General features: G+C 74.3%; 20 protein-coding genes. 8 read left to right on the top strand and 12 right to left on the bottom strand.

Features of this window, described 5'->3' with window-relative positions; all coding sequences use genetic code 11:
* Positions 1-32: 32 nt before the first annotated feature.
* The 3 genes from ACTHAM_RS15775 to ACTHAM_RS15765 all read right to left on the bottom strand — a co-directional run bounded on the left by ACTHAM_RS15775 (position 33) and on the right by ACTHAM_RS15765 (position 4455).
* Positions 33-920 (bottom strand): ABC transporter permease, encoded by an 888-nt coding sequence (locus tag ACTHAM_RS15775; RefSeq protein ID WP_440689166.1) that lies wholly within the window; start codon positions 918-920, stop codon positions 33-35.
* A gap of 50 nt (positions 921-970) precedes the next feature.
* Positions 971-2716 carry an ATP-binding cassette domain-containing protein gene (locus ACTHAM_RS15770; RefSeq protein ID WP_440689164.1) on the bottom strand — a complete coding sequence of 582 codons (1746 nt, stop codon included), beginning with the start codon at positions 2714-2716 and terminating at the stop codon, positions 971-973.
* Positions 2717-2838: 122 nt separating this feature from the next.
* On the bottom strand, positions 2839-4455 hold the full coding sequence (locus tag ACTHAM_RS15765) for an ABC transporter substrate-binding protein (protein ID WP_440689162.1): 1617 nt from the start codon (positions 4453-4455) through the stop codon (positions 2839-2841).
* 241 nt (positions 4456-4696) lie between these two features.
* On the opposite strand from ACTHAM_RS15765, the gene ACTHAM_RS15760 reads away from it, so the two are divergent.
* From ACTHAM_RS15760 to ACTHAM_RS15745, 4 genes are read left to right on the top strand one after another with little or no spacing between them, the layout of a single operon-like run.
* The gene (locus ACTHAM_RS15760; protein WP_440689160.1) at positions 4697-5956 is read left to right on the top strand and encodes an amidohydrolase family protein; all 1260 of its coding nucleotides are present in this window, start codon (positions 4697-4699) and stop codon (positions 5954-5956) included.
* Positions 5949-6731, top strand: a complete 783-nt coding sequence (locus ACTHAM_RS15755; protein ID WP_440689158.1) for a TetR/AcrR family transcriptional regulator — start codon at positions 5949-5951, stop codon at positions 6729-6731. The genes ACTHAM_RS15760 and ACTHAM_RS15755 overlap by 8 nt, the downstream gene beginning before the upstream one ends.
* A gap of 30 nt (positions 6732-6761) precedes the next feature.
* Complete coding sequence (locus ACTHAM_RS15750) at positions 6762-7163, top strand: GNAT family N-acetyltransferase (protein ID WP_440689156.1); 402 nt, start codon at positions 6762-6764, stop codon at positions 7161-7163.
* Positions 7160-7567 carry a VOC family protein gene (locus ACTHAM_RS15745; protein WP_440689154.1) on the top strand — a complete coding sequence of 136 codons (408 nt, stop codon included), beginning with the start codon at positions 7160-7162 and terminating at the stop codon, positions 7565-7567. Before ACTHAM_RS15750 ends, ACTHAM_RS15745 begins: the two co-directional genes overlap by 4 nt.
* A 61-nt stretch (positions 7568-7628) precedes the next feature.
* On the opposite strand, the gene ACTHAM_RS15740 is transcribed toward ACTHAM_RS15745, so the two are convergent.
* Positions 7629-8876, bottom strand: coding sequence for a benzoate/H(+) symporter BenE family transporter (locus tag ACTHAM_RS15740; RefSeq protein ID WP_440689152.1), 1248 nt, complete (start codon positions 8874-8876; stop codon positions 7629-7631).
* 155 nt (positions 8877-9031) lie between these two features.
* Between ACTHAM_RS15740 and ACTHAM_RS15735 the strand changes: the two genes are divergently transcribed.
* The gene (locus ACTHAM_RS15735; protein ID WP_440689150.1) at positions 9032-11932 is read left to right on the top strand and encodes an FAD-binding and (Fe-S)-binding domain-containing protein; all 2901 of its coding nucleotides are present in this window, start codon (positions 9032-9034) and stop codon (positions 11930-11932) included.
* A gap of 144 nt (positions 11933-12076) precedes the next feature.
* Entirely contained in the window at positions 12077-12241 is a 165-nt protein-coding gene (locus ACTHAM_RS15730) for a hypothetical protein (RefSeq protein ID WP_440689148.1), read from the top strand.
* Here ACTHAM_RS15730 and ACTHAM_RS15725 read toward each other — a convergent pair.
* From ACTHAM_RS15725 to ACTHAM_RS15700, 6 genes are all read right to left on the bottom strand, one after another.
* Complete coding sequence (locus tag ACTHAM_RS15725) at positions 12238-12654, bottom strand: hypothetical protein (protein ID WP_440689146.1); 417 nt, start codon at positions 12652-12654, stop codon at positions 12238-12240. The two genes, ACTHAM_RS15730 and ACTHAM_RS15725, sit on opposite strands and share 4 nt — an antisense overlap.
* Before the next feature lie 106 nt (positions 12655-12760).
* Positions 12761-14071 (bottom strand): hemolysin family protein, encoded by a 1311-nt coding sequence (locus ACTHAM_RS15720; RefSeq protein ID WP_440689144.1) that lies wholly within the window; start codon positions 14069-14071, stop codon positions 12761-12763.
* 511 nt (positions 14072-14582) lie between these two features.
* Positions 14583-16304, bottom strand: coding sequence for a thiol reductant ABC exporter subunit CydC (cydC, locus tag ACTHAM_RS15715; protein ID WP_440689142.1), 1722 nt, complete (start codon positions 16302-16304; stop codon positions 14583-14585).
* The gene (locus tag ACTHAM_RS15710) at positions 16301-18004 is read right to left on the bottom strand and encodes an ABC transporter ATP-binding protein/permease (RefSeq protein WP_440689140.1); all 1704 of its coding nucleotides are present in this window, start codon (positions 18002-18004) and stop codon (positions 16301-16303) included. Before ACTHAM_RS15710 ends, cydC begins: the two co-directional genes overlap by 4 nt.
* A 207-nt stretch (positions 18005-18211) precedes the next feature.
* On the bottom strand, positions 18212-18679 hold the full coding sequence (locus ACTHAM_RS15705) for a pyridoxamine 5'-phosphate oxidase family protein (protein ID WP_440689138.1): 468 nt from the start codon (positions 18677-18679) through the stop codon (positions 18212-18214).
* Positions 18680-18747: 68 nt separating this feature from the next.
* Entirely contained in the window at positions 18748-19218 is a 471-nt protein-coding gene (locus tag ACTHAM_RS15700) for a pyridoxamine 5'-phosphate oxidase family protein (RefSeq protein WP_440689136.1), read from the bottom strand.
* An 83-nt stretch (positions 19219-19301) separates the two neighbouring features.
* On the opposite strand from ACTHAM_RS15700, the gene ACTHAM_RS15695 reads away from it, so the two are divergent.
* Both ACTHAM_RS15695 and ACTHAM_RS15690 read left to right on the top strand, forming a co-directional pair.
* The gene (locus ACTHAM_RS15695; protein WP_440689134.1) at positions 19302-19598 is read left to right on the top strand and encodes an MTH1187 family thiamine-binding protein; all 297 of its coding nucleotides are present in this window, start codon (positions 19302-19304) and stop codon (positions 19596-19598) included.
* Between the two features lie 148 nt (positions 19599-19746).
* Positions 19747-21102: a hypothetical protein gene (locus tag ACTHAM_RS15690; RefSeq protein ID WP_440689132.1), complete on the top strand. Its 1356-nt coding sequence runs from the start codon at positions 19747-19749 to the stop codon at positions 21100-21102.
* Between the two features lie 4 nt (positions 21103-21106).
* On the opposite strand, the gene ACTHAM_RS15685 is transcribed toward ACTHAM_RS15690, so the two are convergent.
* Positions 21107-22075, bottom strand: coding sequence for an alpha/beta hydrolase (locus ACTHAM_RS15685; RefSeq protein WP_440689130.1), 969 nt, complete (start codon positions 22073-22075; stop codon positions 21107-21109).
* 69 nt (positions 22076-22144) lie between these two features.
* Positions 22145-23104 carry a zinc-binding dehydrogenase gene (locus ACTHAM_RS15680; RefSeq protein WP_440689128.1) on the bottom strand — a complete coding sequence of 320 codons (960 nt, stop codon included), beginning with the start codon at positions 23102-23104 and terminating at the stop codon, positions 22145-22147.
* Positions 23105-23112 lie beyond the last annotated feature (8 nt).

The following is a 23112-nucleotide window of genomic DNA, read 5'->3' as shown; positions in this document are numbered from 1 at the left end:
GGGACGGGACGGGTGGATGGTGGGCCGGCGCATCAGCGGCCTCGCATCAGGTCGCGCACGCCGTCGCCGGCGAGGTTGGCCACGAGCGCCACGAGGAGCACCGCCAGGCCGGGGAAGATCGGCACCCACCACGCCTGCAGCAGGTACGCCATGCCCTGGGCGGCCATCGCGCCGAGCTCGGGGGCGGGCGCCGGCGACGACAGGCCGATGAACGACAACCCCGACAGGGCGACCACGAGACCCCCGACGTCGAGGCTGGCCGCGACGACGACCGTGGAGCGGACGCCCGGCAGCAGGTGCCGCGTCACACGCAGCCCCCACGGCGTGCCGGCCAGCCGGGCCGCCTCGAGGTGCGGGCGCACGGCCCACGCGCGGACCTCCCCGCGGACCAGCCGCGCGTACAGCGGCCACCAGACCACGGCCACGCCGATCAGCGCGCTGGTGAAGCTCGCCCCCAGCGCCGCGGCGACGGCCATCGCGATCACCAGACCGGGCAGGGCGAGGAACAGGTCGGTGGTCCGCATGAGCAGCGAGTCGACCCATCCGGGCAGCGCCCCGGCGAGCAGCCCGACGAGCCCGCCGACGAGCACACCCGAGGCGATCACCACGGCGGCCGCGACCAGGCTGGACCGCATGCCGTAGAGCAGTCGGGACAGGATGTCGTACCCCAGCGCATCGGTGCCGAGCAGGTGCCCGGGGCTCCACGGCGGCAGGAACGCCTCGCCGCTGCGCAGGATCGGCGAGTGCGGGGCCAGCACCGGCGCGGCCAGGGCGACCAGCACGATGACGACGAGCAGACCGATCGCGAGCAGGTCGACGCCCAGGGCGCGCTGCCGCACCGCGGTGACACGCGCCCAGCGGCGTGCCGCCCGCCCGGGGCGCGGTGCAGGGAGGGTGACGGCGAGGTCGGCGGTGGTCATCGCGGGGTCCCGTCGGTCGTGGGTGCTGCGGGCCAGGTCCACGGGCGCGCTCATGCGACGGCGCCGGCGGTGAGGGCCACGCGCTCGCGGCGGTGCTGCGGGCCGGGGATCGCGCCGAGCAGCGTGCGCGTGTACTCGTGCTGCGGGTTCCCGCACACGTCGTCGGTGGGGCCGAGCTCGACGATCCGCCCCTCACGCATCACGGCGATCCGGTCGGCGACGATCCGGGCGGCGGCCAGGTCGTGCGTGACGAACAGGACCGACATGCCCAGCTCGCGCCGGAGCCGGCCGATGAGGTTGAGCACGGTGGCGGCCAGCGAGACGTCGAGCGCGCTGGTCGGCTCGTCGCACAGCAGCACGGTCGGCGGCACGATGACCGCACGAGCCAGCGCGACGCGCTGCCGCTGGCCACCCGAGAGCTGGTCGCCGCGCGCCCGGGCGGTCTCGGGCGGCAGACCGACGGTGCGCAGGGCGTCCAGCACGCGCGCCTGCCGTTGCGTGTGCGACATGCCGGTGACGTGCGCGCGCAGCCGTTCGTCGAGCATGGTGCCGACCCGCAGCCACGGTGTCAGCGAGGAACCGGCGTCCTGGAAGACCATCTGCGGGCGTGCGCCCTCGGCGACGGTGACCCGGCCCGAGGTCGTGGTCTCCAGCCCCGCGACCACGCGCAGCAGGGTCGACTTGCCGCAGCCGCTCTCGCCGACCAGGGCCACGGACTCACCGGAGCGGACCTCCAGGTCGACCCCCTGCAGGGCCGGGAGCACCCGACGGCGCCAGGGGGGTCCGCTGCGGAACTCGCGGTGCACGTCCTCGACGGTCACGGCCGTGCCGGGCCGCAGGGCGACGGGCGGCCACACCTCGGGCAGCGCGGGTGCGGGGGCGCCGGGCGCGAGGTCGAGGACGCCGTCGGCGCCGATCGCCACGTCGTCGTCGGGGGTCGTCGGCCGGGCGGGCGCCGTCCGCGCGGCGTGCGGTGCGGGGGTGAGCGCCATCGCGGCGAGCGGGCGGTCGCGCGGCGTCGTCAGGTCGATGCGTGAGCGCAGCAGGTTCGTCGTGTAGGGGTGCGTCGGGGAGTTGAACACGGTGTCGACGTCGGCGCTCTCGACGATGCGGCCGTGCTGCATGACGGCGATCCGGTCGCACACCTGCGCGGCGACGCCCAGGTCGTGCGTCACGAACACGATCGAGCAGCCGATGTCCTCACGCAGGGTGAGCAGCAGGTCGAGGATCTGCGCCTGCACGGTCACGTCCAGGGCGGTCGTGGGTTCGTCCGCGAGGATCAGCGAGGGCCTGCGGGCCACCGCGAGGGCGATCATCACGCGCTGGCGCAGACCGCCGGAGAGCTGGTGCGGGTAGGCCTTGAGCCGGTCGGCGGCGTGCGGGATGCCGACGTCCTCGAGCAGGGACAGGGCGTGGGCGCGGTCGCGGGCGACCTCGCGGAGCTGGTTCCCGATGGTCATGGTCGGGTCGAGCGAGGTCATCGGGTCCTGGAAGACGGCGCCGACGTGCCGGCGCCGGGCGGCCCGGCGGGCGGCCTCGGTCGCGTGCACCATGTCGGTCCCGGCCAGGTCGACCGACCCGGTGACGACGGGCCGCGCGGAGGTCGGCAGGAGCCCCATGACGGACAGGCCCAGGATGCTCTTGCCCGAGCCGGAGCCGCCGACGAGGCCCAGCACCTCGCCGGGCTGGACGGCCAGGTCCACGCCCCGCACGGCGTGCACGGTCTGGCCGTCACGGGTGAGGCGGACATCGAGGCCGTCGACGCGCAGCACCGGGTGGGTGGCGGTTCCAGGCATGGGCTGACCTCCGAGGACGAGCGGGCGGGTACGGCGGCCGGACGGCGGTGCCGGTGCGGCGGGTGAGGCCCGGGGCGGGGTCGGGCAGGGGGTGACCCCGCCCCGGGGTCAGGGGTGGCCGGTCAGGACCGGCCGAGTGCCGCGAAGTGCAGCACGTCGTACTCGAGGACGTTCTGCGCCTCCTGCGTGCCGGTCACGTCCGGCGTGGTGAGCAGGGTGGTGTTGAGCGAGCCGATCGAGTACCAGTAGCGCGTGGCGTTGATCGCGTCGGCGACCGCGCCGTAGGCGGCGATGTCGGTGCTGGCGCGGGCGGTGTCGAGCAGGTCCGGCAGGCCCGGCACCTCGGCGCCGAACAGGTCGAGCCCACCGGCGGGGGTGTAGATGATGGCGGCCCACGCGTCGGGGTGGCCGGCGTCGGGGAACACCGAGAACACGGCCAGGTCGGGACCGTCGGCGCCCTCGTCCGCGATGCCGTAGATGGTGCCGGCGGAGTAGGCGACGGCCTCGGCGGGGATGCCTGCGGTGCTCAACCGCGACCCGAGCTCCTCGGCGACGGCCTTGCCGTCGGCGCTGGACCCGGCGTACGCGATGCGCACGGTGCCGGAGGCGGGCGTGCCGAGCGTGGACCACGCGTCGGCGTCGTAGGTGATGCCCTGGTCGTCGATGCCGGCGTCGACCATGCCCTGCGGGAACAGCTGGTCGGTGGGCACCTCGAGGCTGCCCATGGCCTCGTCGATGATCGACTCCTTGTCGATCCCGGCGAACAGCGCCTCGCGGGCCTCGACGCTGGACAGCCACGACGAACCGGGGTTCACGTAGATCATCTGCGTGGTGAAGTTCGCGAACGTGCTGGTGGTGACGTCCTCGCTGCTCGCGAACGACTCGAACGACGTCTTGTTGAGGTTGCCGAGGATCGCGTCGATCTCGCCCCGCTCGAGCTGCAGCTGGGCGGAGGACGCGTTCTCGGCGACCTGCAGCTCGACGGAGGTGATCTGCGGCGCGTCGCCCCAGTAGTCGTCGTAGGCCGTGAGCTCGTACCGCTCGCCCGTCTCGACGCCGGTCAGCTCGTAGGGCCCGGTGCCCGCGTCGTGCGTGGTCAGGTACGTCTGGGCGAAGTCGTCGCCGGCCTGGTCGGTGAGGACGGTCGGGCTGATCAGCTTCACGCCGAACGGGGATGCCAGGTAGTCCAGGAACGCGGAGTTCGGCGCGCTGAGCGTGACGACGGCCGTGAGCTCGTCGGGGGTCTCGACGCTCACGACGTCGCCGACCATGTAGGCAGGACCGGAGTCGACCTGGGTGCGCCGCTCGAACGAGGTCTTCACGGCCTCGGAGGTGAGGGCGGTGCCGTCGTGGAAGGTCACGCCGTCGCGCAGCGTGAACGTGTAGGTGAGCCCGTCGTCGGAGACGGTCCACGCCTCGGCCAGCTCGGGCACGATGGTCGGCTGCTCGACGCCGTCCTGGTACGCGACGAGGCCCTCGTACGTGTTCTCGATGATGTTCAGGCCGGGGCCGTCGTAGTTGACGTCCGGGTCGGGCGGCGTGGTGTAGCCGGTCAGCATGACGGCGATGAACGTGTCGTCCCCGTCGGCTGCGGCGGCGACCGTGCCGGACTGGCCGCACGCGGTGAGGGCGAGCAGGCCGGCCAGTGCGGCCGAGGCGGCGGCGGTGCGCCGCAGGCGGGTGCGGCGGGTGGGCAGGGTGCGGGCCGGCTGGGGTCGGCGGGTGGTGCTCGGGCTCATGCTCGGTACCTCTCGGTCGGGGGCGCCGCGGGGCGGGGCAGCGGTGAGGGCGCGGGGAGCGGGGCGGTGCGGGCAGGTGTGCCGCCGCCGGGGGTGGGGCGGCCGGCAGGTATTTCCTGTCGATGACCGAAAACTAGCTCCGGGGTGTTGCCCCGGGGTTGCCGCATGTTGCCGTCGCGTAAAATCTATCTGTGACAGGTAATGCGCTACCCTGGCTGCTCCCGACCCACGAGGAGCCCCCGTGACCGACCTGCTGCTGCGTGACGTGCGCCTGCTCGACGGCACGGGCGCCGACCCCCGTCCGCACACCGACGTCCTCGTGCAGAACGGCCTCGTCGCGGCCGTCGGACCCACCGGGACGCTCGTCGCAGACCAGCCCGATCCCGACCGCCTGACCGTGCTCGACTGCTCCGGCCGCACGCTGCTGCCCGGGTTCCTCGACGTGCACGTGCACGTCAGCACGCTGCCCGGCGCCGACGCGCTCGACACCGTGCTGGCACCCGAGTCGCTGCTCACCCTGCGCTCCGTGCCGCACCTGGCGGCCACGCTCGACGCAGGCGTGACCACCGCGCGTGACCTCGCTGGCGCCGACTCCGGGTTCCGCGACGCCGTCGAGCAGGGCCTGGTCCGCGGCCCGCGGCTGCAGATCGCGATTCGCATCCTGTCCATCACCGGCGGGCACGGCGACTGGCGCACGGTCGACGGCACCTCCCTCGACACCGGCCCCGGCGCCGGGGCGATCGCCGACTCGCCCGCCGAGTTCGTCCGCGCCGTCCGCGAGGTCCTGCGGCAGGGCGCCGACTGGGTCAAGGTCGCCGCGACAGGCGGTATGGGCAGCCCCCGCAGCCACCCCGAGTCCGGCGGCCTGTCCGAGCCCGAGCTGCGGGCCGTCGTCGAGGAGGCCGACCGCCACGGTGGCGTCGGGGTCGCGGCGCACGCGCAAGGTGCCGCAGGGATCGCCGCCGCGGTCCGCGCCGGGGTGCGCAGCATCGAGCACGGCTACCTCGTCGACGACGCGACGATCGACCTGATGGGGGAGCACGGGACGTACCTGGTGCCCACGCTGTCCACCCTGACCCGTCCGGTCGCCGACGGTCTCGCACCCTGGGTCGCCGCCAAGCGCCGCGCGCTGAAGGACCGTGCCCAGGAGCGGCTGCACACGGCCCTCACGGCCGGCGTCCCCGTCGCGCTCGGCACCGACGCCGGCATCGCCCCGCACGGCACCAACCTCACGGAGCTGGCGCTGCTGGTGCAGCACGGGCTGAGCCCCGCCGCCGCGATCGTCGCCGGTACCTCCGGCGCGGCCCGGCTGCTCGGGCTTGAGGACCAGCTCGGCACCGTCGCTCCCGGGCTGCGCGCCGACCTCGTCCTGACCGACGTCGACCCGCTCACCAGCATCGATGCGCTCGCCGACCCCCGCCACGTGCGGCTCGTGGTGCAGGATGGGCGCGTCGTCAAGGACACCACCGCCCCCGACAGGACGGACGCCCGCCATGGCTGAGCAGGTCGAGGTTCCCGCTGCCCCGACCGACCCTGCGGGCACCCCGGGCACCCCGGGCACCGAAGGCACCGCAGGGCCGGCCCCGCGTCGCCGCGGCCGACCGCGCTCGGCGCCCCGCAAGGACAGCTCGTTGAGCACCCGCGAGGAGATCCTCGAGGCCGCCGCGTCGTTGTTCAGCACCCAGGGGTACACCGACACGACCACCCGGCAGATCGCCGACGCGGTCGGTATCAAGCAGGCCTCGCTGTACTACCACTTCGCCGACAAGAGCCAGATCCTGCGGTCCCTGCTCAAGGGCACCGTCGCGCCGTCGGTGCAGTTCGCGCTGTGGGCGCGCGCCGCCGCACCCGACGACCCCGCCGCCGTGCTCGCGGCGCTGGCCCGCTACGACCTCGACGGCCTGCTGCGCGACCGCTGGAACCTGCACGTCGTGTACCGGCTGCTCGACATCGCCGAGACGGAGTTCGCCGAGACGCGCGAGAGCCAGGCGGCGCTCCGCGGGCACTACCGGGAGCTGTCGGCGCAGGTGCTGGCACGCCACGGTGTCGACGCGTCCGACGTCACCGAGGCCGACCTCGAGCTGGTGTTCGGCCTCGTCGAGAGCCTCATCGCCCAGCGTCAGTGGGGCGACACCGGCACGCGCGCCGCCTACGGGGAGGCCGTGGTGCGCGGGTGCCTGCGCCTGGTGCACGTGCCCGTGCCCCGCATCGCCGCGACCGTCGAGGCGGGGGAACGGCTGGTCGAGCGGTACCGCCACGAGGTCACGGAGCCCTGACCTGCGGACCCGTTCGTTACCGTGGCCGTCGTGGAGATCTCGCTCGTCCCGCCGTCCGCCGCGGAGTTCGTCGACCTGTACACCGGCACCGGCTGGGGCACGCTCGACGAGACCGTCGCCGCCCGGGCTCTCGACGGCTCCTGGCTCGTGTGCACCGCGCGTGACGAGGACGGTGCGCTGGCGGGCATGGGTCGGTTGCTCGGCGACGGGGCGCTCCACGCGTTCGTCACGGAGCTGATCGTGCGGGAGGACCTGCGTGGGCGCGGGGTCGGTGCGCGGTTGCTGGACCGGATGGTGCTGGAGGCCCAGGGTCGCGGGGTCCGCGACGTGCAGCTGTTCGCGGCACGCGACCGTGCGCCGTTCTACGAACGGCACGGCTTCGTCCGGCGCCCCGACGACGCCCCCGGCATGGGTCACGAGGGTCGGCTGTGACGAGCGCGGGGCCGACCGGCGCGATCCACCACCTCGAGGTGTGGGTGCCCGACCTCGGACGTGCCGATGCGGAGTGGGGGTGGCTCCTCACCGAGCTCGGGTACCGGCCGTTCCAGCACTGGCCCCACGGCCGCTCCTGGCGGCTGGCCGATACGTACATCGTGGTCGAGCAGTCGCCCGACATGACCGGCGCCGCCCACGAGAGGACGCGGCCGGGGCTGAACCACCTCGCGTTCCACGCGGGGGACCGCGCGCGGGTCGACGCCCTCACCGCCGCCGCGGCCGACCACGGCTGGGCGCTGCTCTTCGCCGACCGGCACCCGTACGCCGGAGGGCCTCAGACGTACGCCGCCTACCTGGCCAGCTCCGACGGCTTCGAGGTCGAGCTCGTCGCGCACCCGTAGCCGACGGCGGGTGGGCTCCCACCGACCGGGTTGCGGCTCCGGCGCGCGACATGGCCGGGCGCTAGCCGTCCGCGCGGGGCGCCGTCGGGTGCTCGCGCCACCGCAGCACCAGCAGCGTCGCGATCCCGGCGAGCAGCCCCCAGAACGCCGCCGAGATCCGCAGCGGTGCGACCCCCGAGACGGCGACGAGCAGGGTCACGGCCGCTGCTTCGCGCATGCCGGGTCGTCCTGCGTCGCGTGCGTCGACCTGGAAGGCGGCACCCAGCGCGGCGGCCATGGTGCCGACCAGGGCGAGCCCGGCCCCCGCGGCCACGAGGCCTTCGGGTGCGGCGAGGGCGACGGCGGCGACCGCCGCGGAGCCGATGCCGAGCACCACGTACCCGGAGCCCGCTGTCACTGCGGCGCGCCACCGGCCGCGCGGGTCGTGTCCGGCCTCGGGCCCGGCGGCCAGCGCGGCGGAGATCGCAGCGAGGTTGATGGCGTGCCCGCCGAACGGTGCGGCGAGCACGGTGCCGGCGCCGGTGACGAGCATCGAGCGGCGCAGCGGCACCTGGTAGCCGAACCCGGCGAGCACGGCTGTGCCGGGGATGTTCTGCGAGGCCATGGTCACCACGAACAGGGGGAGCGCGACGGAGACGAGCGCCGACCAGGTGAGCGTCGGGGTCGTCCAGACGAGCTGCGGGGCCAGGTCGCCCGCGGTGAGTGCGCGCACGTCCGCCGACGTCCAGGCGAGCGCCACAGCCAGCCCCATGGCGGCCGGCACCGCCCACCGGCGGGCGACCCGCAGCAGCACGAGCCAGGTGACGACCACCGGGGCGACCAGCAGCGGCTCGTCGACCAGGGCCGTGACCGGTTGCAGGCACAGCTGCAGCAGCACCCCGGCGAGCATCGCGTTGGCCAGGGGCACGGGGATGAGCCGCACCCAGCGTTCGAGCCGCGCCGAGAACCCGACCGCGGCCAGCAGCAGCCCGCACACGACGAACCCGCCGACGGCCGCGGGCCAGCCGCCGGTCACCGCGCCCGTGCCGGCGAGCAGCGCCGCACCCGGCGTGGACCAGGCGACCGTGATCGGCATCCGGGTGCGCCAGGCGAGCAGCACGGTGGCGAGCCCCATCGCGACCGTGACGGCCAGCAGGCCGGACGCGGCCTGCTGGGGGTCGGCGCCCACGGACCGCATCCCGGCGAGCACCACGGCGAACGCGCTGGTGAAGCCGACGAGCGCGGTGACGACACCGGCGGACACGGCGTGCGCGGTGTCGCGGGTGGTCGCGTCCTCGTCGTGGGTGCGGGTCGTCGTGTGGTCGCTCATGAGGCTCTCCGTCCGTGTCGGACGCGATGCTGCCAGCCTCGTGTTTCGGGGGATCGGCGCCGCGGAGCCGGGTGGGGCGCGCGCCGGGCAGGCCGCGGTGTCCAGCCCGCGGCGTGCACCGCCGGGTCCCAGACGCGCGGTGGGACACTCGGCGGGTGGCAGCCCTGACCGAGACCACCGCCCCGGACGTCGTCGACGCGCTGCGCAGCGCGGTGCGGGGGAGCGTCGACGACTCGACGCGCCGTCGCGCGGAGTACTCGACGGACGCCTCCAACTACCGGGTCGTGCCGCAGGTCGTGGTGTTCCCCCAGGACGTCGACGACGTGCTGGCCGCCACCGAGGTCTCCCGGCAGACGGGCGTGCCGCTGACGTCGCGTGGCGGTGGCACGTCGGTGGCCGGCAACGCGGTCGGCACCGGCATCGTGCTCGACTTCTCCCGGCACGTGAACCGCATCCTGGAGATCGACCCGGAGGCCCGCACGGCCCGGATCGAGCCCGGCGTGATCATGGCGCACCTGCAGAAGGCTGCGGCCCCGCACGGGCTGCGGTTCGGCCCGGATCCGTCCACGCAGGCCCGCGCGACGCTCGGCGGCATGATCGGCAACAACGCGTGCGGTCCGCGCGCGGTCGCGTACGGGCGCACGGCCGACAACGTGCTCGCGCTCGACGTGGTCGACGGGCTCGGTCGCCGGTTCGAGGCCGGCGCGGGTGCCGGGGCGCTGGACGTGGTGCCCGGCCTGGACGCGCTGGTCCGCGGCCACCTCGACGTCATCCGCACCGAGCTGGGCCGGTTCGGCCGCCAGGTGTCCGGGTACTCCCTCGAGCACCTGCTCCCCGAGAAGGGCACCGACCTGGCCAAGGCCCTGGTCGGCACCGAGGGCACGGTCGGCACGCTGCTGGGTGCGACGGTGCGCCTGGTGCCGATCGCCGCGGCACCCGTGCTCGTGGTGCTCGGCTACCCCGACATGCCCACCGCCGCCGACGCCGTGCCCGCGCTCCTCGCGCACGGCCCGCTGGCCATCGAGGGCATGGACTCCCGGCTCATCGACGTGGTGCGAGCGGTCAAGGGCCCTGGCGCGGTGCCTCCGCTGCCGGACGGCGCCGGCTGGCTCATGGTCGAGGTCGGCGGTGACACGCTCGACGAGGCGATGGCACGCGCGAAGGCCCTGGCCGCGGACGCCGGCACGAGCGCCGTCGGGGTGTTCCCGCCCGGGCCGCAGGCCACCGCCATGTGGCGCATCCGTGAGGACGGCGCCGGTCTGGGTGGCCGGACCCCCTCGCGGGAGCAGGCGTGGCCGGGGTTCGAGGACTCCGCGGTGCCTCCCGCGCAGCTCGGCGCGTACCTGCGTGAGCTCGAGGCGCTCATGGCCACGCACCGCGTCGACGGCCTGGCGTACGGGCACTTCGGCGACGGTTGCGTGCACCTGCGGCTCGACATTCCGATGGAACGTTCGGGCGACCCGCTGCGCGCGTTCATGCAGGACGCCGCCGAGCTCGTCGCGTCGCACGGGGGGTCGTTGTCGGGTGAGCACGGCGACGGCCGCGCCCGCTCGGAGCTGCTGCCGATCATGTACTCGGCCAAGGCCATCGAGCTGTTCGGCGCGTTCAAGGCGCTGATGGATCCGCGTGACCTGCTCAACCCGGGCGTGCTGGTGAACCCGCGCCCGCTCGACGCGGACCTGCGCCGCCCGGCGGCCCGACGCCTGCCGGCGGCGAGCGGCTTCCAGTTCCCGCACGACGCGGGCGACCTGACCACGGCAGTGCACCGCTGCGTCGGCGTCGGCAAGTGCCGCGCGGACAGCACCGCGGCGGGCGGGTTCATGTGCCCGTCGTACCTGGCCACCAAGGACGAGAAGGACTCCACGCGCGGCCGCGCCCGTGTGCTGCAGGAGATGGCCAACGGCACGCTCGTCTCGCGCGGCTGGTCCTCGCCCGAGGTGCACGAGTCGCTCGACCTGTGCCTGTCGTGCAAGGCGTGCTCGTCGGACTGCCCGGCGGGCGTCGACATGGCTCAGTACAAGTCCGAGGTGCTGCACCGGACATACCGACGTCGGCTGCGCCCGATGAACCACTACGCGCTCGGCTGGCTGCCCCGCTGGGCCCGCCTGGTCACCGGCGTGCCCGGCCTGGCCAAGGTCGCCAACGCCCTGCTCGGCATCCGCCCCCTGGCCAAGGCCGTGCTCGCCGCCGGCGGCATGGACACCCGCCGGAAGATGGTCGCGTTCGCCGAGGAACCGTTCCGCACCTGGGTCGGCAAGGGCGGCCACGACCTCGTCACCCGGGGCGCGTCACCGTCCGCCGCCCGCACCGGTACCCGCACCCCCGTGCTGCTGTGGACCGACTCGTTCAGCGACACCCTCGCCCCCGACGTCGCCAAGGCCGCCGTCACCGTGCTCAACGACGCCGGCTACGAGGTGCTCGTGCCCGACCACCAGGCGTGCTGCGGCCTCACCTGGATCTCCACCGGTCAGCTCGACGGTGCCAAGCACCAGCTCGAGCACCTGCTCGAGGCGCTCGGCCCGTTCGCCGTCAACGGCATCCCCATCGTCGGCCTCGAGCCGTCCTGCACCGCCGTCCTGCGCTCCGACCTGCTCGACCTGTTCCCCGACGACCCGCGCGCCGCGGCCGTCTCCCGCCAGACGCACACCCTGGCCGAGCTGCTCACCGCCGACGCCCCCGTCGGCCCCGGCGACCGCTGGCAGGTGCCCGACCTGTCCGACGTCACCGCCGTCGTGCAGCCCCACTGCCACCACTACTCCGTGATGACCTGGACCGCCGACCGGGCCCTGCTGACGAAGGCCGGGGCGACGTTCTCCACGACCGCCGGCTGCTGCGGGCTCGCCGGGAACTTCGGCATGGAGAAGGGCCACTACGAGGTGTCCGTCGCCGTGGCCGAGAACTCCCTCCTGCCTGCCCTGCGTGCCGCGGCCCCCGGTGACATCTACCTGGCCGACGGCTACTCGTGCCGCACCCAGGCCGAACAGCTCGCCGGGGTCACGGGGCACCACCTGGCCCAGCTGCTCGCCGAACGAGTCCGGGCCCGCGCGGGGGCCTGACAGCCCGCCCTCCGCGTCCGTCGCCCGTTCGGCCGCCCGGCAGGCACCCTGTGCGGTAGACATGGCGGGCGGACATCGCCGTCGCGACGTGCCGCGACGCGGGCGGCGTCGGCCGTGCGTACCGACCGAGCAGGGGTGCAGCGGATGACTGGCCAACGGGTGTTCTGGATCGTCGCCGCCGTGCTGATCGGGGCGGCCGCGGTCTGGCTGCGCAACTGGTGGACGTTCGCCGCCATGGTGATCGTCGTGATCGGCCAGCTCGCGCAGGCGTGGAAGGCGCACAAGGCGCCGACCGCCGACGAGAGCTAGACCCGGTCCTCCGGTAGCTCCAGCAGGCGTCGTACGCCCAGGCGTGCCAGCAGCAGCGCGATGATCAGTGCCGTCACGGTGAAGAACCCGCCCAGGCTCACCGCATCGCCGAACACGAACGCGACCAGCTCGAGCACGAGGATCTTCGAGCCGGGCAGCAGGACGGCGAGCGTGAGCAGGCCACCGGCCTTGCCGAGCGGGGTCTGCGCCGCGGTGAACCGCCGTTTCGCCTTCCGCTTGGCGGCCAGCACCACCTCGAGCACGAGCTTGAGCAGCAGGGCCACCAGCAACGACGTGGTGAACGTCTCGGTGATCACCTCGGGCGCGTACTGCGCGGTCAGGTTCAGCACGACGACGTAGACGAACACGTCGATGACGTGCTCGGGCCCGGGCACGTGCCGACGACCGCCCACCCCTCGACCCCCGTTCCCCCAGCGCAGATCCGGTCCGTGCACCCGCCCCGCGCATCGTACGAGCGCGTCGGTGGTCGCGCCGGGTGGGGCACCCGTCGACGCGGGCTCAGGTGGCGGGGCCGGTCGGGTCCGCCGGGACCGCCGGGTCCGTGCCGCCCAGACGCAGCCGGACGATGCGCCGCCCGTCGATCCGTTCCACCAGGAGCATCCGGCCCTCGACGGTCACCGTGTCGCCCTCGACGGCCAACCGCCCGAGGCGGTCGATCACGTACCCGGCGGCGGTCTCGTACGGACCGTCGGTCAGCGCGACGCCGGTGACCTGGCCGAACTCCTCGATGGTGAGACCCGCGTCGATGCTCATCGACCCGTCGTCGCCCGTGAGAGGAGCGGCCGGGCCGGGGACGTCGTACTCGTCGCGGATGTCACCGACGAGCTCCTCGACCAGGTCCTCCAGGGTGACGATGCCGTCGGTGCCGCCGTACTCGTCGACGACGACCGCCAGGTGCAGACCCTCACGGCGCATGCGTGACAGCGACGGCAGCACGTGGTTGGTCGACGGCAGGAACAGGCCGGTGCGCGTCAGGTCGCGGATCGTCGCCTCCGCCGGGGCGCCGAGCAGGTCGCGGACGTGCAGGAACCCGACGACGTCGTCGAAGCCCTCGCCGGTCACCGGGTACCGGGAGAACGGGCGAGCCGTGGTCGCCTCGATCGCCTGGGCGACGGTCAGGTCGGCGGACAGGAAGGCGACCTCGACGCGGGGTCGCATGACCTCGCCGAGGGAGCGGTCGCCGGCGTCGAGGACATCGGCGAGGATGCGGCGCTCGTCCTCGGGCAAGGTCTCGTGCGCGATGACGAGCTCGCGCAGCTCCTCGTCGGACATCTGCTCGGACGTGGCACGCGGGTCGCCGCCGAGCATGCGGACGACGGCGTTCGTCGACACCGAGAGCAGCCACACGACGGGGCGCATGAGCGACGCGAAGCGGTCCAACGGCGGTCCGACGAGCAGCGCCACGGTGGCGGCGCGCTGCAGGGCGAGTCGCTTGGGCACCAGTTCGCCGAGCACGAGCGAGAGGTAGGCGATGACGAGCGTGAGCACCACGAGCGCGGTCGCGTCTGCCGCGCCGCTCGACAGCCCGAGGCGCACGAACGCAGGGGCGAAGTCGGGGGCCAACGTCGATGCGCCGTACGCGGCGGAGAAGAAACCGGCGAGTGTCACGCCGATCTGCACGGAGGCGAGGAACCGGTTGGGGTCCCGGGCGACCTTCGCGACGCGGGCCCCGCGAGTGCTCTGCTGCGCGAGCCGGGTGACCTGGCTCTCCCGCAGCGACACGAGCGCCAGCTCGGTCCCGGCGAACACCCCGCCGACCAGGATGAACAGCAGCACGAGCGCGATGTTGAGCCACGTGTCCTGGTCCATCAGCCCTACCTCACCGACCGGTGCGAGCGCATGCGGTGCGTGGTGGGTGGGGCGCCGGGACTTCGAGGTCTCATCGAACGAGTAGACGTGACCTGTTCGACGCGTGTCAACCGACGCTGCCGGAGTCGGCGACGCTCTCTCAAGGACACCACGCCCTGTGTCGATGCGCTCGCCATGGGGGCGATGTCGGGGTGGTACGAGGACCTTGCCGCACGCTGGGCGCAACGTCAGATCGGGCTGCGGGCACCGACGCCGTTCACCGGCATGCTGGACCACCAGATCGTCGTACCCCGGGACCGCGCGGGCAGACCCGCGTATCGGTTGCTCGGTGCCGGCCCGTCGCGCGTCACCCGTCTGTACACCGGCCACGGCTTTGTACACCGGCCACGGCGTCACGCAGGAACTGGGTGAAGCCATTCTCGCCAGCTGGACGTGGCTCCCGCGGCGGAGCGTCTGACCCAGGCGGACCGGTTGGTCTCTTCGTCTCGTGCGGCCCGCGCCCGTGGCGCGGTCAGCCGACCTGGGCGGTCGTCGCCGTGAGCTCCTCGATCCGCACGATCCGGTCCGCGGTCCGTACGGCCCCGGGCCGGTGGGCGATGACCAGCACGGTGCGTCCGCGGCAGACCTCGGCCAGGGCGTCCTGGATCTCGGCCTCGGTCGTCACGTCGAGCTGGCTGGTGGCCTCGTCGAGCACGAGCACGGGGGCGTCGAGCAGGAGTGCCCGGGCGATGGCCAGGCGTTGGCGCTGCCCGCCGGACAGGCGTTCGCCCATCTCGCCGACACGGGTGAGGTAGCCGTCGGGCATCGCGGTGATCGTCTCGTGCAGCGCGGCCCGGCGGCAGGCTTCGACGAGCTGCTCGTCGCTCGCGTCGGGGGCGGCCAGGCGCAGGTTGGCGGCGATCGTGTCGTTGAACAGGTAGGTGCTCTGCCCGACGACCGCGACATGGCGCCGCAGGTCCTCCAAGGAGACGTCGCGCACGTCGAGGCCGCCGAGCAGCACCCGGCCGGCGTCGGGGTCCCAGGCGCGGGTGAGCAGGCTGACCAGGGTGGACTTGCCGGAGCCCGAGGGTCCGACGACGGCGGTGGTCGTCCCGGCCGCGACGTGCAGGTCGACGTCGACGAGCACGGGAGGTCCGGGGACCTGCGGCGGCTGCTCGTCCTCGGGGGTCGGGTAGCCGAACGTCACGTGCTCGAACCGGACCTCCAACGGCCCTGCGGGCAGCGGCACGGGGTGCGCGGGGGAGGTGGTGGCCGGTGCGGCGTCGGTGATCGCCCAGATGCGCCGGGCCGACGCGAACGCCTGCTCCAGGTCGGGTGCCACGTCCTCGACGGCGAGCACCGGGCCGAACGAGGCCAGGGCGATGACGCACGCCACCGCGTACGAGGCCCAGTCGAGGGAGCCGGCGGCGACGCGCTCCGCGCCGACGAGGGCCACCGTGGCCAGCGCACCGGCGGTGAGCAGGCCGTTCGTGGCCCGGCGTCGGGCGGTCCAGGTGGCCAGGCTCTGCAATCCGCGGTCCACGTCGTCGGCGAGGTCACCGGCGGCGTCGCGTCGACGTCCGGCGGCGCCGAAGGCCAGGACCTCCCGCACGCCCTGCAACGACTCGGTGACCAGCTGGGCAAGACGCCCGCGAGCCACCCGCACCCGCGCTGCGGCCGCGGCGGACGGGTCGCGCCCCCAGGCGGGCACGACCGCGCCGACCAGCACGAGGAACGGCAGCAGCGCGAGCGCGAGCACCGGGTCGTAGCCGACCGTGAGCGTCACGAGCACGGCCGCGGGGACGAGCACGGCGCTGACGGCGGGGACGAGCGTGTGCGCGAAGAACACCTCGACGCGGTCCACGTCCTTGGTGGCGCGGGCCACCAGGTCGCCGGTGCGCCGCCCGAGCACGCCGGCGGGCGACTGCGGTGCGAGCCGGTCGTAGAAGTCGACACGCAGCAGGGCGAGCGCGTGGAACGCGACCGTGTGCCCGGCGAACTGCTCGAGGTACCGCAGCACGCCCTTGGCCAGCGACAGCCCGACGAGCGTCCACAGCACGGGCCCGACCGGGGTGGACGGGTCGTCGACCACGCGCACCACCCCACTGGCGGCGACCGCCAGCAGGGCGATGCCGACGAGCGTCCCGGCCACACGGCACACCAGCGAGATCCCGAGGGGTGCGAGCACCGGTCGGCCGAACCGGACGAGCCGGCGGGACACGGCCAGTCGGGACATGTCGGCGACGGCGCTCATCGGGTCGCCTCCAGGGTGCGAGCGCCGGACAGGTCCAGGGCGCGGGAGTAGTAGGAGTCGATCGCACCGAGCCGGTCCGGTGGGCCTTGTTCGACCACCTGCCCGGCGGCGAGCACGACGACCTCGTCGACGGACCGGACCGTGCTCAGGCGGTGCGCGACGACCAGCACGGACCGCCCCTCACCGGCACGGTCGAGGGCGTCGACCAGGGCGGTCTCGGACGCGGCGTCGACCTGGCTCGTCGGCTCGTCGAGCACCAGGATCGGGGCGTCCTTGAGCAGCGCGCGGGCGACGGCGAGCCGCTGGGCCTGGCCGCCCGACAGCGACAGCCCTCGCTCGCCGACGCGCGTGGCCAGCCGGTCGGGGAGAGCGCGGACCTCGTCGGCCAGGTTGGCCTGTGCGAGCACGTGCCACAGGTGCTCGTCGGTCGCGTCCGGGTCGGCCAACCGCAGGTTGTCGGCGAGCGTGCCGGTGAAGAGGTAGGTGGTCTGCGCGACGACGGCCGTGCGTGAGCGCACCCAGTCGACGGGCACGGTCGTCGCGTCGAGACCGTCGACCCGCACCGTGCCCGCGCCGGGGCGCAGGTGCGCCTGCACGAGCGCGGCGACGGTGCTCTTGCCTGACCCCGACGGACCGATGAGCGCGACGCGGCGGCCGCGGGGCACCCTCAACGAGACGTCCCGCAGCACGGGCGGCCCGCCGGGGTATGCGAAGTCGACGTGCTCGAGCTCCAGGGCGGGCGCGTCGGCGGTGGCCGGTGCGCCGTGCGGCCGGATGTCGGGCGGGGCCAGCACGCCGGGTGCGTCGGCGACGACCGGCCGCTGCGCCAGCACGCCGTCGATCTCGCGCACCGCCGCCCGCCCGCCCATGCCCACGTAGAAGAACTGGCCGATCCGGTCGAGGGGTTCGAGCAGCACCGTCGAGACGAGCACGACTGCCACGGCCTGGCCGGGGCTGATCGCCCCGTCCCGCAGACGTTCGAACGCCAGGCCGGCGGCGGCCGTGACCATGACCAGCGAGAACGAGGAGTCGATGACGAGCAGCACGAGCTGGTTCCCGGCGAGCAGCCGCATGACCATCACGCGCAGGCTCTCGGCGTCGCGCGCCAGCTCGGCACCCTTGGCCTCGGCGCGGTGGAAGGCGGTGGCCGTCGGCAGGCCCTGGATCGCGTCGAGGTACTGCGCCGAGAACCGTCGGGCCGTCTGGCGGTACCGCGTGGAGACGCTGCGGAACGCCCGCTGGAACCCGCCGATGAGCAGGGGGATCGCGGGCAGGGCGAGGGCCAGCCAGCCGGCGATGGTCCAGTCCACGGCGGCGCCGAGCGCGACGAGCGCGACGAGAGGCACGGTCATCGAGGCCAGGATCGGCCGGCGGAACGTGGCCTCGTAGCCGGAGGCGCGTTCGACACCGTCGGTCGCGGTCGACACGAAGCGCCCGGAGCGGCCCTCGGTGCGGAACGCGACGCCGAGGGTGAACAGCTGCTCGAGCAGCACGTCGCGGCGCACCTTCTCGCGGGGGCCGACGGCGCCGAGGCTGAGGCGCGGGCCGGCGAACCCGGCGATGGCGATGCCGAGCAGGCCCGCGAGGAGGCCGGCGAGGACGCCTGCGCTGGTGCCGCGGCCGTCGCGTGCGCCGTCGAGCACCGCACCCACGGCGAGGTAGACGGTGGTGGCGGACAGTGCCACGACCCAGGTCAGCACTGCGGGGAGCGTGTCGGCGGCCCGCGGGAGCGGCGGTGTCCGCCGAGCCCCGGGGGAGCGGAGGCCTACGGGGTGCTGCGGCGGCGCCACGGCTTCTCCTTCGTCCGAGCGCGGGCGCGCAGCACCCGCGATCACTAGTGAGGAGAGCCTAACCTAAGTGACAACGAGCGGGTCCGGCACGCGGCGCCGCCGAGCGCCAGTGGGCCCTCAGCTGACCCGACGCGTCTCCCGTCCGCGGTCGAGGTGCCAGGACTCGACCAGCAGCTCGTCGGCGGACTCGGCCATGCGGGTCAGCACCACCTCGTTGATGTCGAGGGCGAAGTACAGGCCGTCCGGGCCCGTCTGGTCGGCCGGCTTGGGGATCGGCACGAGTCGCCCGGCCAGCTTGGCATCGCCCTCCCAGGTGGTCAGGTCGGCGGGCGGCTCGAGCGTGGGGGAGTGGATCGCCACACGCGGGTCGCGCACGACGTCGCGTGCCTTGAGGGAGTGCGGCATCATCCCCAGCGTCACGTCGCGCTCGCCGATCACGAGCTCGGTGCCCGAGACCCGCGGGGAGCCGTCGGCACGCAGGGTGGCGAGCACCTTGTTGGTGCCCGCGTCGAATCTCGCCGCGACGGCGTCCGCGAAGGCAGGGTCGGCCGCACGGACCTGGGACCACCGGGTGCGTTCGCTCATGCGTCCCTTCCTACCTCTGCGCACCGACACCGGCCCGGTCCGCGTCGGTGCCCTGGTGGGAGCGCCGGTCAGCGCACGGTCTGCGTGCGGCGCCCGCGCCGGGGGTGCCACGAGTCGATGACCAGGTGGTCCGCAGGGTCGCCCACGCGGGTCAGCACGACCTCCGTGACGACGAGGGCGAAGAACACCGACCCGGGCACCATGGGCACGTGCCCGGGCGCGTCGACGGGCACCAGCATCCCGGCCATCCGGGCGTCCCCGATCCAGCCGGCCAGGTCGACGGGCGGCTCGAGCGTGGGGGAGTGGATCGCGACCCGCGGGTCCCGGGCGACGTCGCGGGCCTTGAGCGAGCGCGGCATCATGCCGACGAGCAGCTCCTCCTCGCCGATGACGAGCTCGGTGCCCGAGACACGCGGCGACCCGTCCTCGCGGAGCGTGGCGAGCACCTTGTGGGTGCCGGAGTCGAAGACGGCCGTGACGGCGTCGGCGAACGCGGGGTCGCACGCGCGCAGCTCGGCCCAGCGGGTACGGGGGTTCATGCGCACTTCCTACCGCCTGGTGTCCGAGATGTCCGAATCGGGCCGGCTGGACGAGATGCCGGTGCACCGACCAGGCTGGGCGCATGCTCGTCGCCTTCTCCGTCGCCCCGCTCGGTGCGGGTGAGTCCGTCACCGAGGCCGTCGCCGATGCCGTGCGCATCGTGCGCGAGTCCGGTCTGCCGAACCGCACCGATGCGATGTTCACCACGATCGAGGGCGAGTGGGACGAGGTGATGGACGTCGTGCGCCGCGCCACCGAGGCCGTCGGTCGCCACGGCAACCGGGTCAGCCTCGTCCTCAAGGCGGACATCCGTCCAGGTCATGCGGGTGAGCTCGACGGGAAGGTCGAACGGGTCGAGGCGCGGCTCGCGCGCGACTGAGCGCCCGACCTGCGGGGACCACCCGGACGAGGGCTGACGTGGCCCGCAGGCTGTGGGACAGTGTGGCGGGCGTGCCGGACGCGGCGCGCGACGGGTGGCGACGGTGCGTGCGGCGGACCGCTGCGCGCCCAGGAGGGGCTGGGGGCACATGCCGATCTTCGAGCTCGACGAGGGCAAGGTGCGCCTCGTCCAGCCGATGCAGCCGCTGGCGGGGTCGTTCGCGCAGGAGTGCGCGTCGCTGCTGGCCGGCCACCTGGCGGCGATCGCCGGTGAGCCGCTGTTCACGGTGCGCTCACGTGCCTCCGTCCCCGAGCACACCGATGCCCCCGACCTGCTCGCGCTGGACGCCTCCGGACGCCCCGTGGTGTTCGACGTCGCGCAGGTCATCGACGACGACGCCCTCGTGACGGCCATGCGCCGGGCCGGGCAGGCCGGCCGGATGACGGTGACCGACCTGGCGCGGGCGTACCACGTGGACCCCGGCCGGTTCGGGATCGACTACGCCGCCTTCCGGGAGCAGGTCTCCTCGGGCCCGCAGACGTCGCGACGCGAGGGCGTGCGGCTCGTGCTGCTGTGCTCCGAGGTCGCCGCCGAGGCCTCGGACTCCCTGGCGTTCCTGCGCGGCCCCGGCCGGCACGTCGAGGTGTTCCAGGTCGGTGTGGTGCGCGGCGTCGACGACCGGCGCCTGGTCGACGTCTCGCCGCTCGCCGTGCACGAGGGTGTGCGCCGCACCGTCGAGCCCACGGCCCTGCGGCTCGTGCGGTCCAGCGAGGCGTTCGCCAGCGCGATGGCCTACCACCCGGACGACATGCGCACGCCGGGCGGCCCCGGCCTCGGCCGCCGGCCCAGCCCGCCGACCGGTGAGCTGCGGGCCGTCGGGCCCGCGGAGCGGCCCCCTGTGCCGCAGCCGACGCCCCTGTCGCGGCGCAGCAGCCACACGGCGACCGATCAGCCCGAGCCGACCGAGTCGACCGAGCCGACCGGACCGGCGGGCGCCGGCGACGAGCCCGACGGGCAGGCACCCGCCCCGGCAGGTCTGCGCACGCTCGTGCCCGCGGACGTGTCGGCCGTGCCGGCCGCCGGCATGCTCACCGGACCGACCGCCGCCCTGCGCGCCTCGATGGTGACGCCGACCGCGTCCGGCAACGGCACGGGCGGTCCGACCCCGTGGCGCTCGCTGCGGCACGACGACACCCTCACGGACTGGGGTCCGCTCACCGACGCCTCCCTGCAGGTGCCCGACCCGGCCCTGACCACCCTGGCCAAGAGCCGCCGGGCGCTGACCACCCTGGTGTGGCTGCGCGAACGTCGAGGTCAACGCCTGCAGGCGCTGCTGCGCGCCGACGGTCTGATCGAGCTCGAGGACGGCTCGGTGTACGCCGACCCCGGTGAGGCGGCCGCGGCGGCGTCCGGCTCGGAGTCCCTGGTGGACGGCTGGCGGGCATGGCGGCTGGGCGACGGCGGGCCGACGCTGGCCGAGGCCACGGGCGTACCGACGCCCTGAGGCGTCAGCTCCACCCGTACGCCGACACCCACCGGTCGATCTCGGCGTACACACGAGCCCGCACCGGCGCGGCAGACAGCACCAGGTCGTGCATGCCCCCGGCGATGCGCACCACGGTGACGTGCGAGCCGAGCTGCACGGCGCGCCGGGCCAGCAGCTCGACGTCCAGCACGCTGTCGGCCGAGCGCATGTCCTCGCTCCAGCGGGGACTGATGACGGTGCGCGCCGAGGCGAGCATGAGGATCGGGCTGTCGATGCTCAGCCCGCGGGCCACGGTGGCGTGACCGGCGGTGATCGCCCGCAACCAGCCGGCCCGCACGGGGAACGACGGCGTCGGGCGCCAGGCCTCGTTGATCGTCCACTCCCCGCCGAACCGGGCCTCCACGGTGCGCGCGTAGTACCCGGGGTCGATGTTCGGCAGCGGTGTCCGTGGCTGGAACCGGGCCAGCTGCGCCAGCGCAGGCCCCGAGGCGTACCGGACGATCGCCGAGCCCTGCAGCTCGAGCCACGGGCTGTTGAGCACCAGCCCGGAGACGAGGCCGGGGTGCCGGTTGGCCCACAGCACGCCGATCAGCCCGCCGGTCGAGTGGCCCATGAGCATGATCCGGCCGTGCGGGCCGATGTCGGAGCGCACCACCTCGAGCGCGGCGTGCAGGTCCTGGTCGTAGCTCTGCAGGTCGTCGGTGTAGCCCGGGGTCTGGTGCGGGCGCAGCGACCGCCCGTACTTGTGCAGGTCGAGCGCGTAGAAGGCGACGCCCCGCGCGTGCCAGAACTCCGCCAGGCCGGTCTGGAAGAAGTAGTCGGACCACCCGTGGACGTAGAGGATCGCCCGGGCGGGTCGCTGCGGCTCGACCGTGGGGGGTGCGTACCGCACGAGGCTGGCGACCAGCTCGCCCTCGTCGTCGGGCTCGAGCGGCAGCGTGGCGACCTCGTAGCCGTCGCCGAGCACGTCCGGCTCCCACAGCACGGGCATGCGGACGACTCCTTGTGTCGGGTGGCACGGTACCGGTCGGTACCGGGCCTGCGCCGTGGTCGGCCCCGGTCAGACCTCGAGGACGATCTTGCCGAACTGGCTCCCGTCGGCAAGCCGCGACAGGCCGTCGGCGGCGCGCGCCAACGGGAACGTGGAGTCGACAAGGGGGCGCACGCCCGTGCGGGCGAGGAACGCGAGCAGGTGCACCAGGTCGTCGCGCGAGCCCATGGTGGCGCCGGCCACGGTGATCTCCTGGAAGAAGATGCGGGTCAGCTCGGCGGCGGTCGCGTCGCCGCTGGTGGCACCGGCCACCACGATCGTGCCGCCGGGACGCACCGAGCGCACCGAGTGCGACCACGTCGCCCGGCCCACGCTCTCCAGCACGACATCGACCCGCGGGACGCGCGCGCCCGGCTCGACGGCGGCCGCCGCCCCCAGGGTCAGCGCCTGCGCGCGGCGCTGCTCGTCGCGGCTGGTCACGATCACCTCGAGGCCCGCGGCGGCCCCCAGCAGGATGGCCGCGGTGGCCAGTCCGCCGCCGGCACCCTGCACGAGCACGCGTTGACCGGGCGTGGCCCGGCCCGTGGTGAACAGCATCCGGTACGCCGTCAGCCATGCGGTCGGCAGGCACGCGGCCTCGACGAAGCTCAGGGCGGCCGGTTTGTCGACCAGGTTCCACGTCGGCACGGCGACCTGCTCGGCGAGCGTGCCGGGGTGCCGTTCGGACAGCAGCGAGCGCGGCTCGTCGGGCCCGACGCCGTGGCCGCTCGGTCCGCCGATGACGCCGTGCACCACGACCTCGCGCCCGTCGGCGGTGACGCCGGCCGCGTCGGTGCCCAGGATCATCGGCAGCTGCTCGGCCCGCAGGCCCACGCCGCGCAGGGACCACAGGTCGTGGTGGTTGAGCGCGGCGGCCCGCACGTCGACCGTGGTCCAGTGCTCGCGTGCCGGCGGGGCGGGGCGGTCGCCGACGTCGAGACCGGCGATCGGGTCGTCGGGGCTGAACCGGGCGACGGTGGCGGCGAGCATGCGCCCAC

Source organism: Cellulomonas soli, from assembly GCF_052036975.1.
Taxonomy (GTDB): domain Bacteria; phylum Actinomycetota; class Actinomycetes; order Actinomycetales; family Cellulomonadaceae; genus Cellulomonas; species Cellulomonas soli_A.
The sequence above is the reverse complement of the archived record's forward strand: the minus strand, read 5'-3'. Positions and strand labels throughout refer to the sequence as shown.

What these genes read in the sequence shown, in the direction of transcription:
- ACTHAM_RS15775 (WP_440689166.1), bottom strand. Translation starts at nt 920, where the DNA reads ATGACCACCGCCGACCTCGCCGTCACCCTCCCTGCACCGCGCCCCGGG.
- ACTHAM_RS15770 (WP_440689164.1), bottom strand. Translation starts at nt 2,716, where the DNA reads ATGCCTGGAACCGCCACCCACCCGGTGCTGCGCGTCGACGGCCTCGAT.
- ACTHAM_RS15765 (WP_440689162.1), bottom strand. Translation starts at nt 4,455, where the DNA reads ATGAGCCCGAGCACCACCCGCCGACCCCAGCCGGCCCGCACCCTGCCC.
- ACTHAM_RS15755 (WP_440689158.1), top strand. Translation starts at nt 5,949, where the DNA reads ATGGCTGAGCAGGTCGAGGTTCCCGCTGCCCCGACCGACCCTGCGGGC.
- ACTHAM_RS15740 (WP_440689152.1), bottom strand. Translation starts at nt 8,876, where the DNA reads ATGAGCGACCACACGACGACCCGCACCCACGACGAGGACGCGACCACC.
- ACTHAM_RS15730 (WP_440689148.1), top strand. Translation starts at nt 12,077, where the DNA reads ATGACTGGCCAACGGGTGTTCTGGATCGTCGCCGCCGTGCTGATCGGG.
- ACTHAM_RS15720 (WP_440689144.1), bottom strand. Translation starts at nt 14,071, where the DNA reads ATGGACCAGGACACGTGGCTCAACATCGCGCTCGTGCTGCTGTTCATC.
- cydC (WP_440689142.1), bottom strand. Translation starts at nt 16,304, where the DNA reads ATGAGCGCCGTCGCCGACATGTCCCGACTGGCCGTGTCCCGCCGGCTC.
- ACTHAM_RS15705 (WP_440689138.1), bottom strand. Translation starts at nt 18,679, where the DNA reads ATGAGCGAACGCACCCGGTGGTCCCAGGTCCGTGCGGCCGACCCTGCC.
- ACTHAM_RS15700 (WP_440689136.1), bottom strand. Translation starts at nt 19,218, where the DNA reads ATGAACCCCCGTACCCGCTGGGCCGAGCTGCGCGCGTGCGACCCCGCG.
- ACTHAM_RS15695 (WP_440689134.1), top strand. Translation starts at nt 19,302, where the DNA reads ATGCTCGTCGCCTTCTCCGTCGCCCCGCTCGGTGCGGGTGAGTCCGTC.
- ACTHAM_RS15690 (WP_440689132.1), top strand. Translation starts at nt 19,747, where the DNA reads ATGCCGATCTTCGAGCTCGACGAGGGCAAGGTGCGCCTCGTCCAGCCG.
- ACTHAM_RS15685 (WP_440689130.1), bottom strand. Translation starts at nt 22,075, where the DNA reads ATGCCCGTGCTGTGGGAGCCGGACGTGCTCGGCGACGGCTACGAGGTC.
- ACTHAM_RS15680 (WP_440689128.1), bottom strand. Translation starts at nt 23,104, where the DNA reads ATGCTCGCCGCCACCGTCGCCCGGTTCAGCCCCGACGACCCGATCGCC.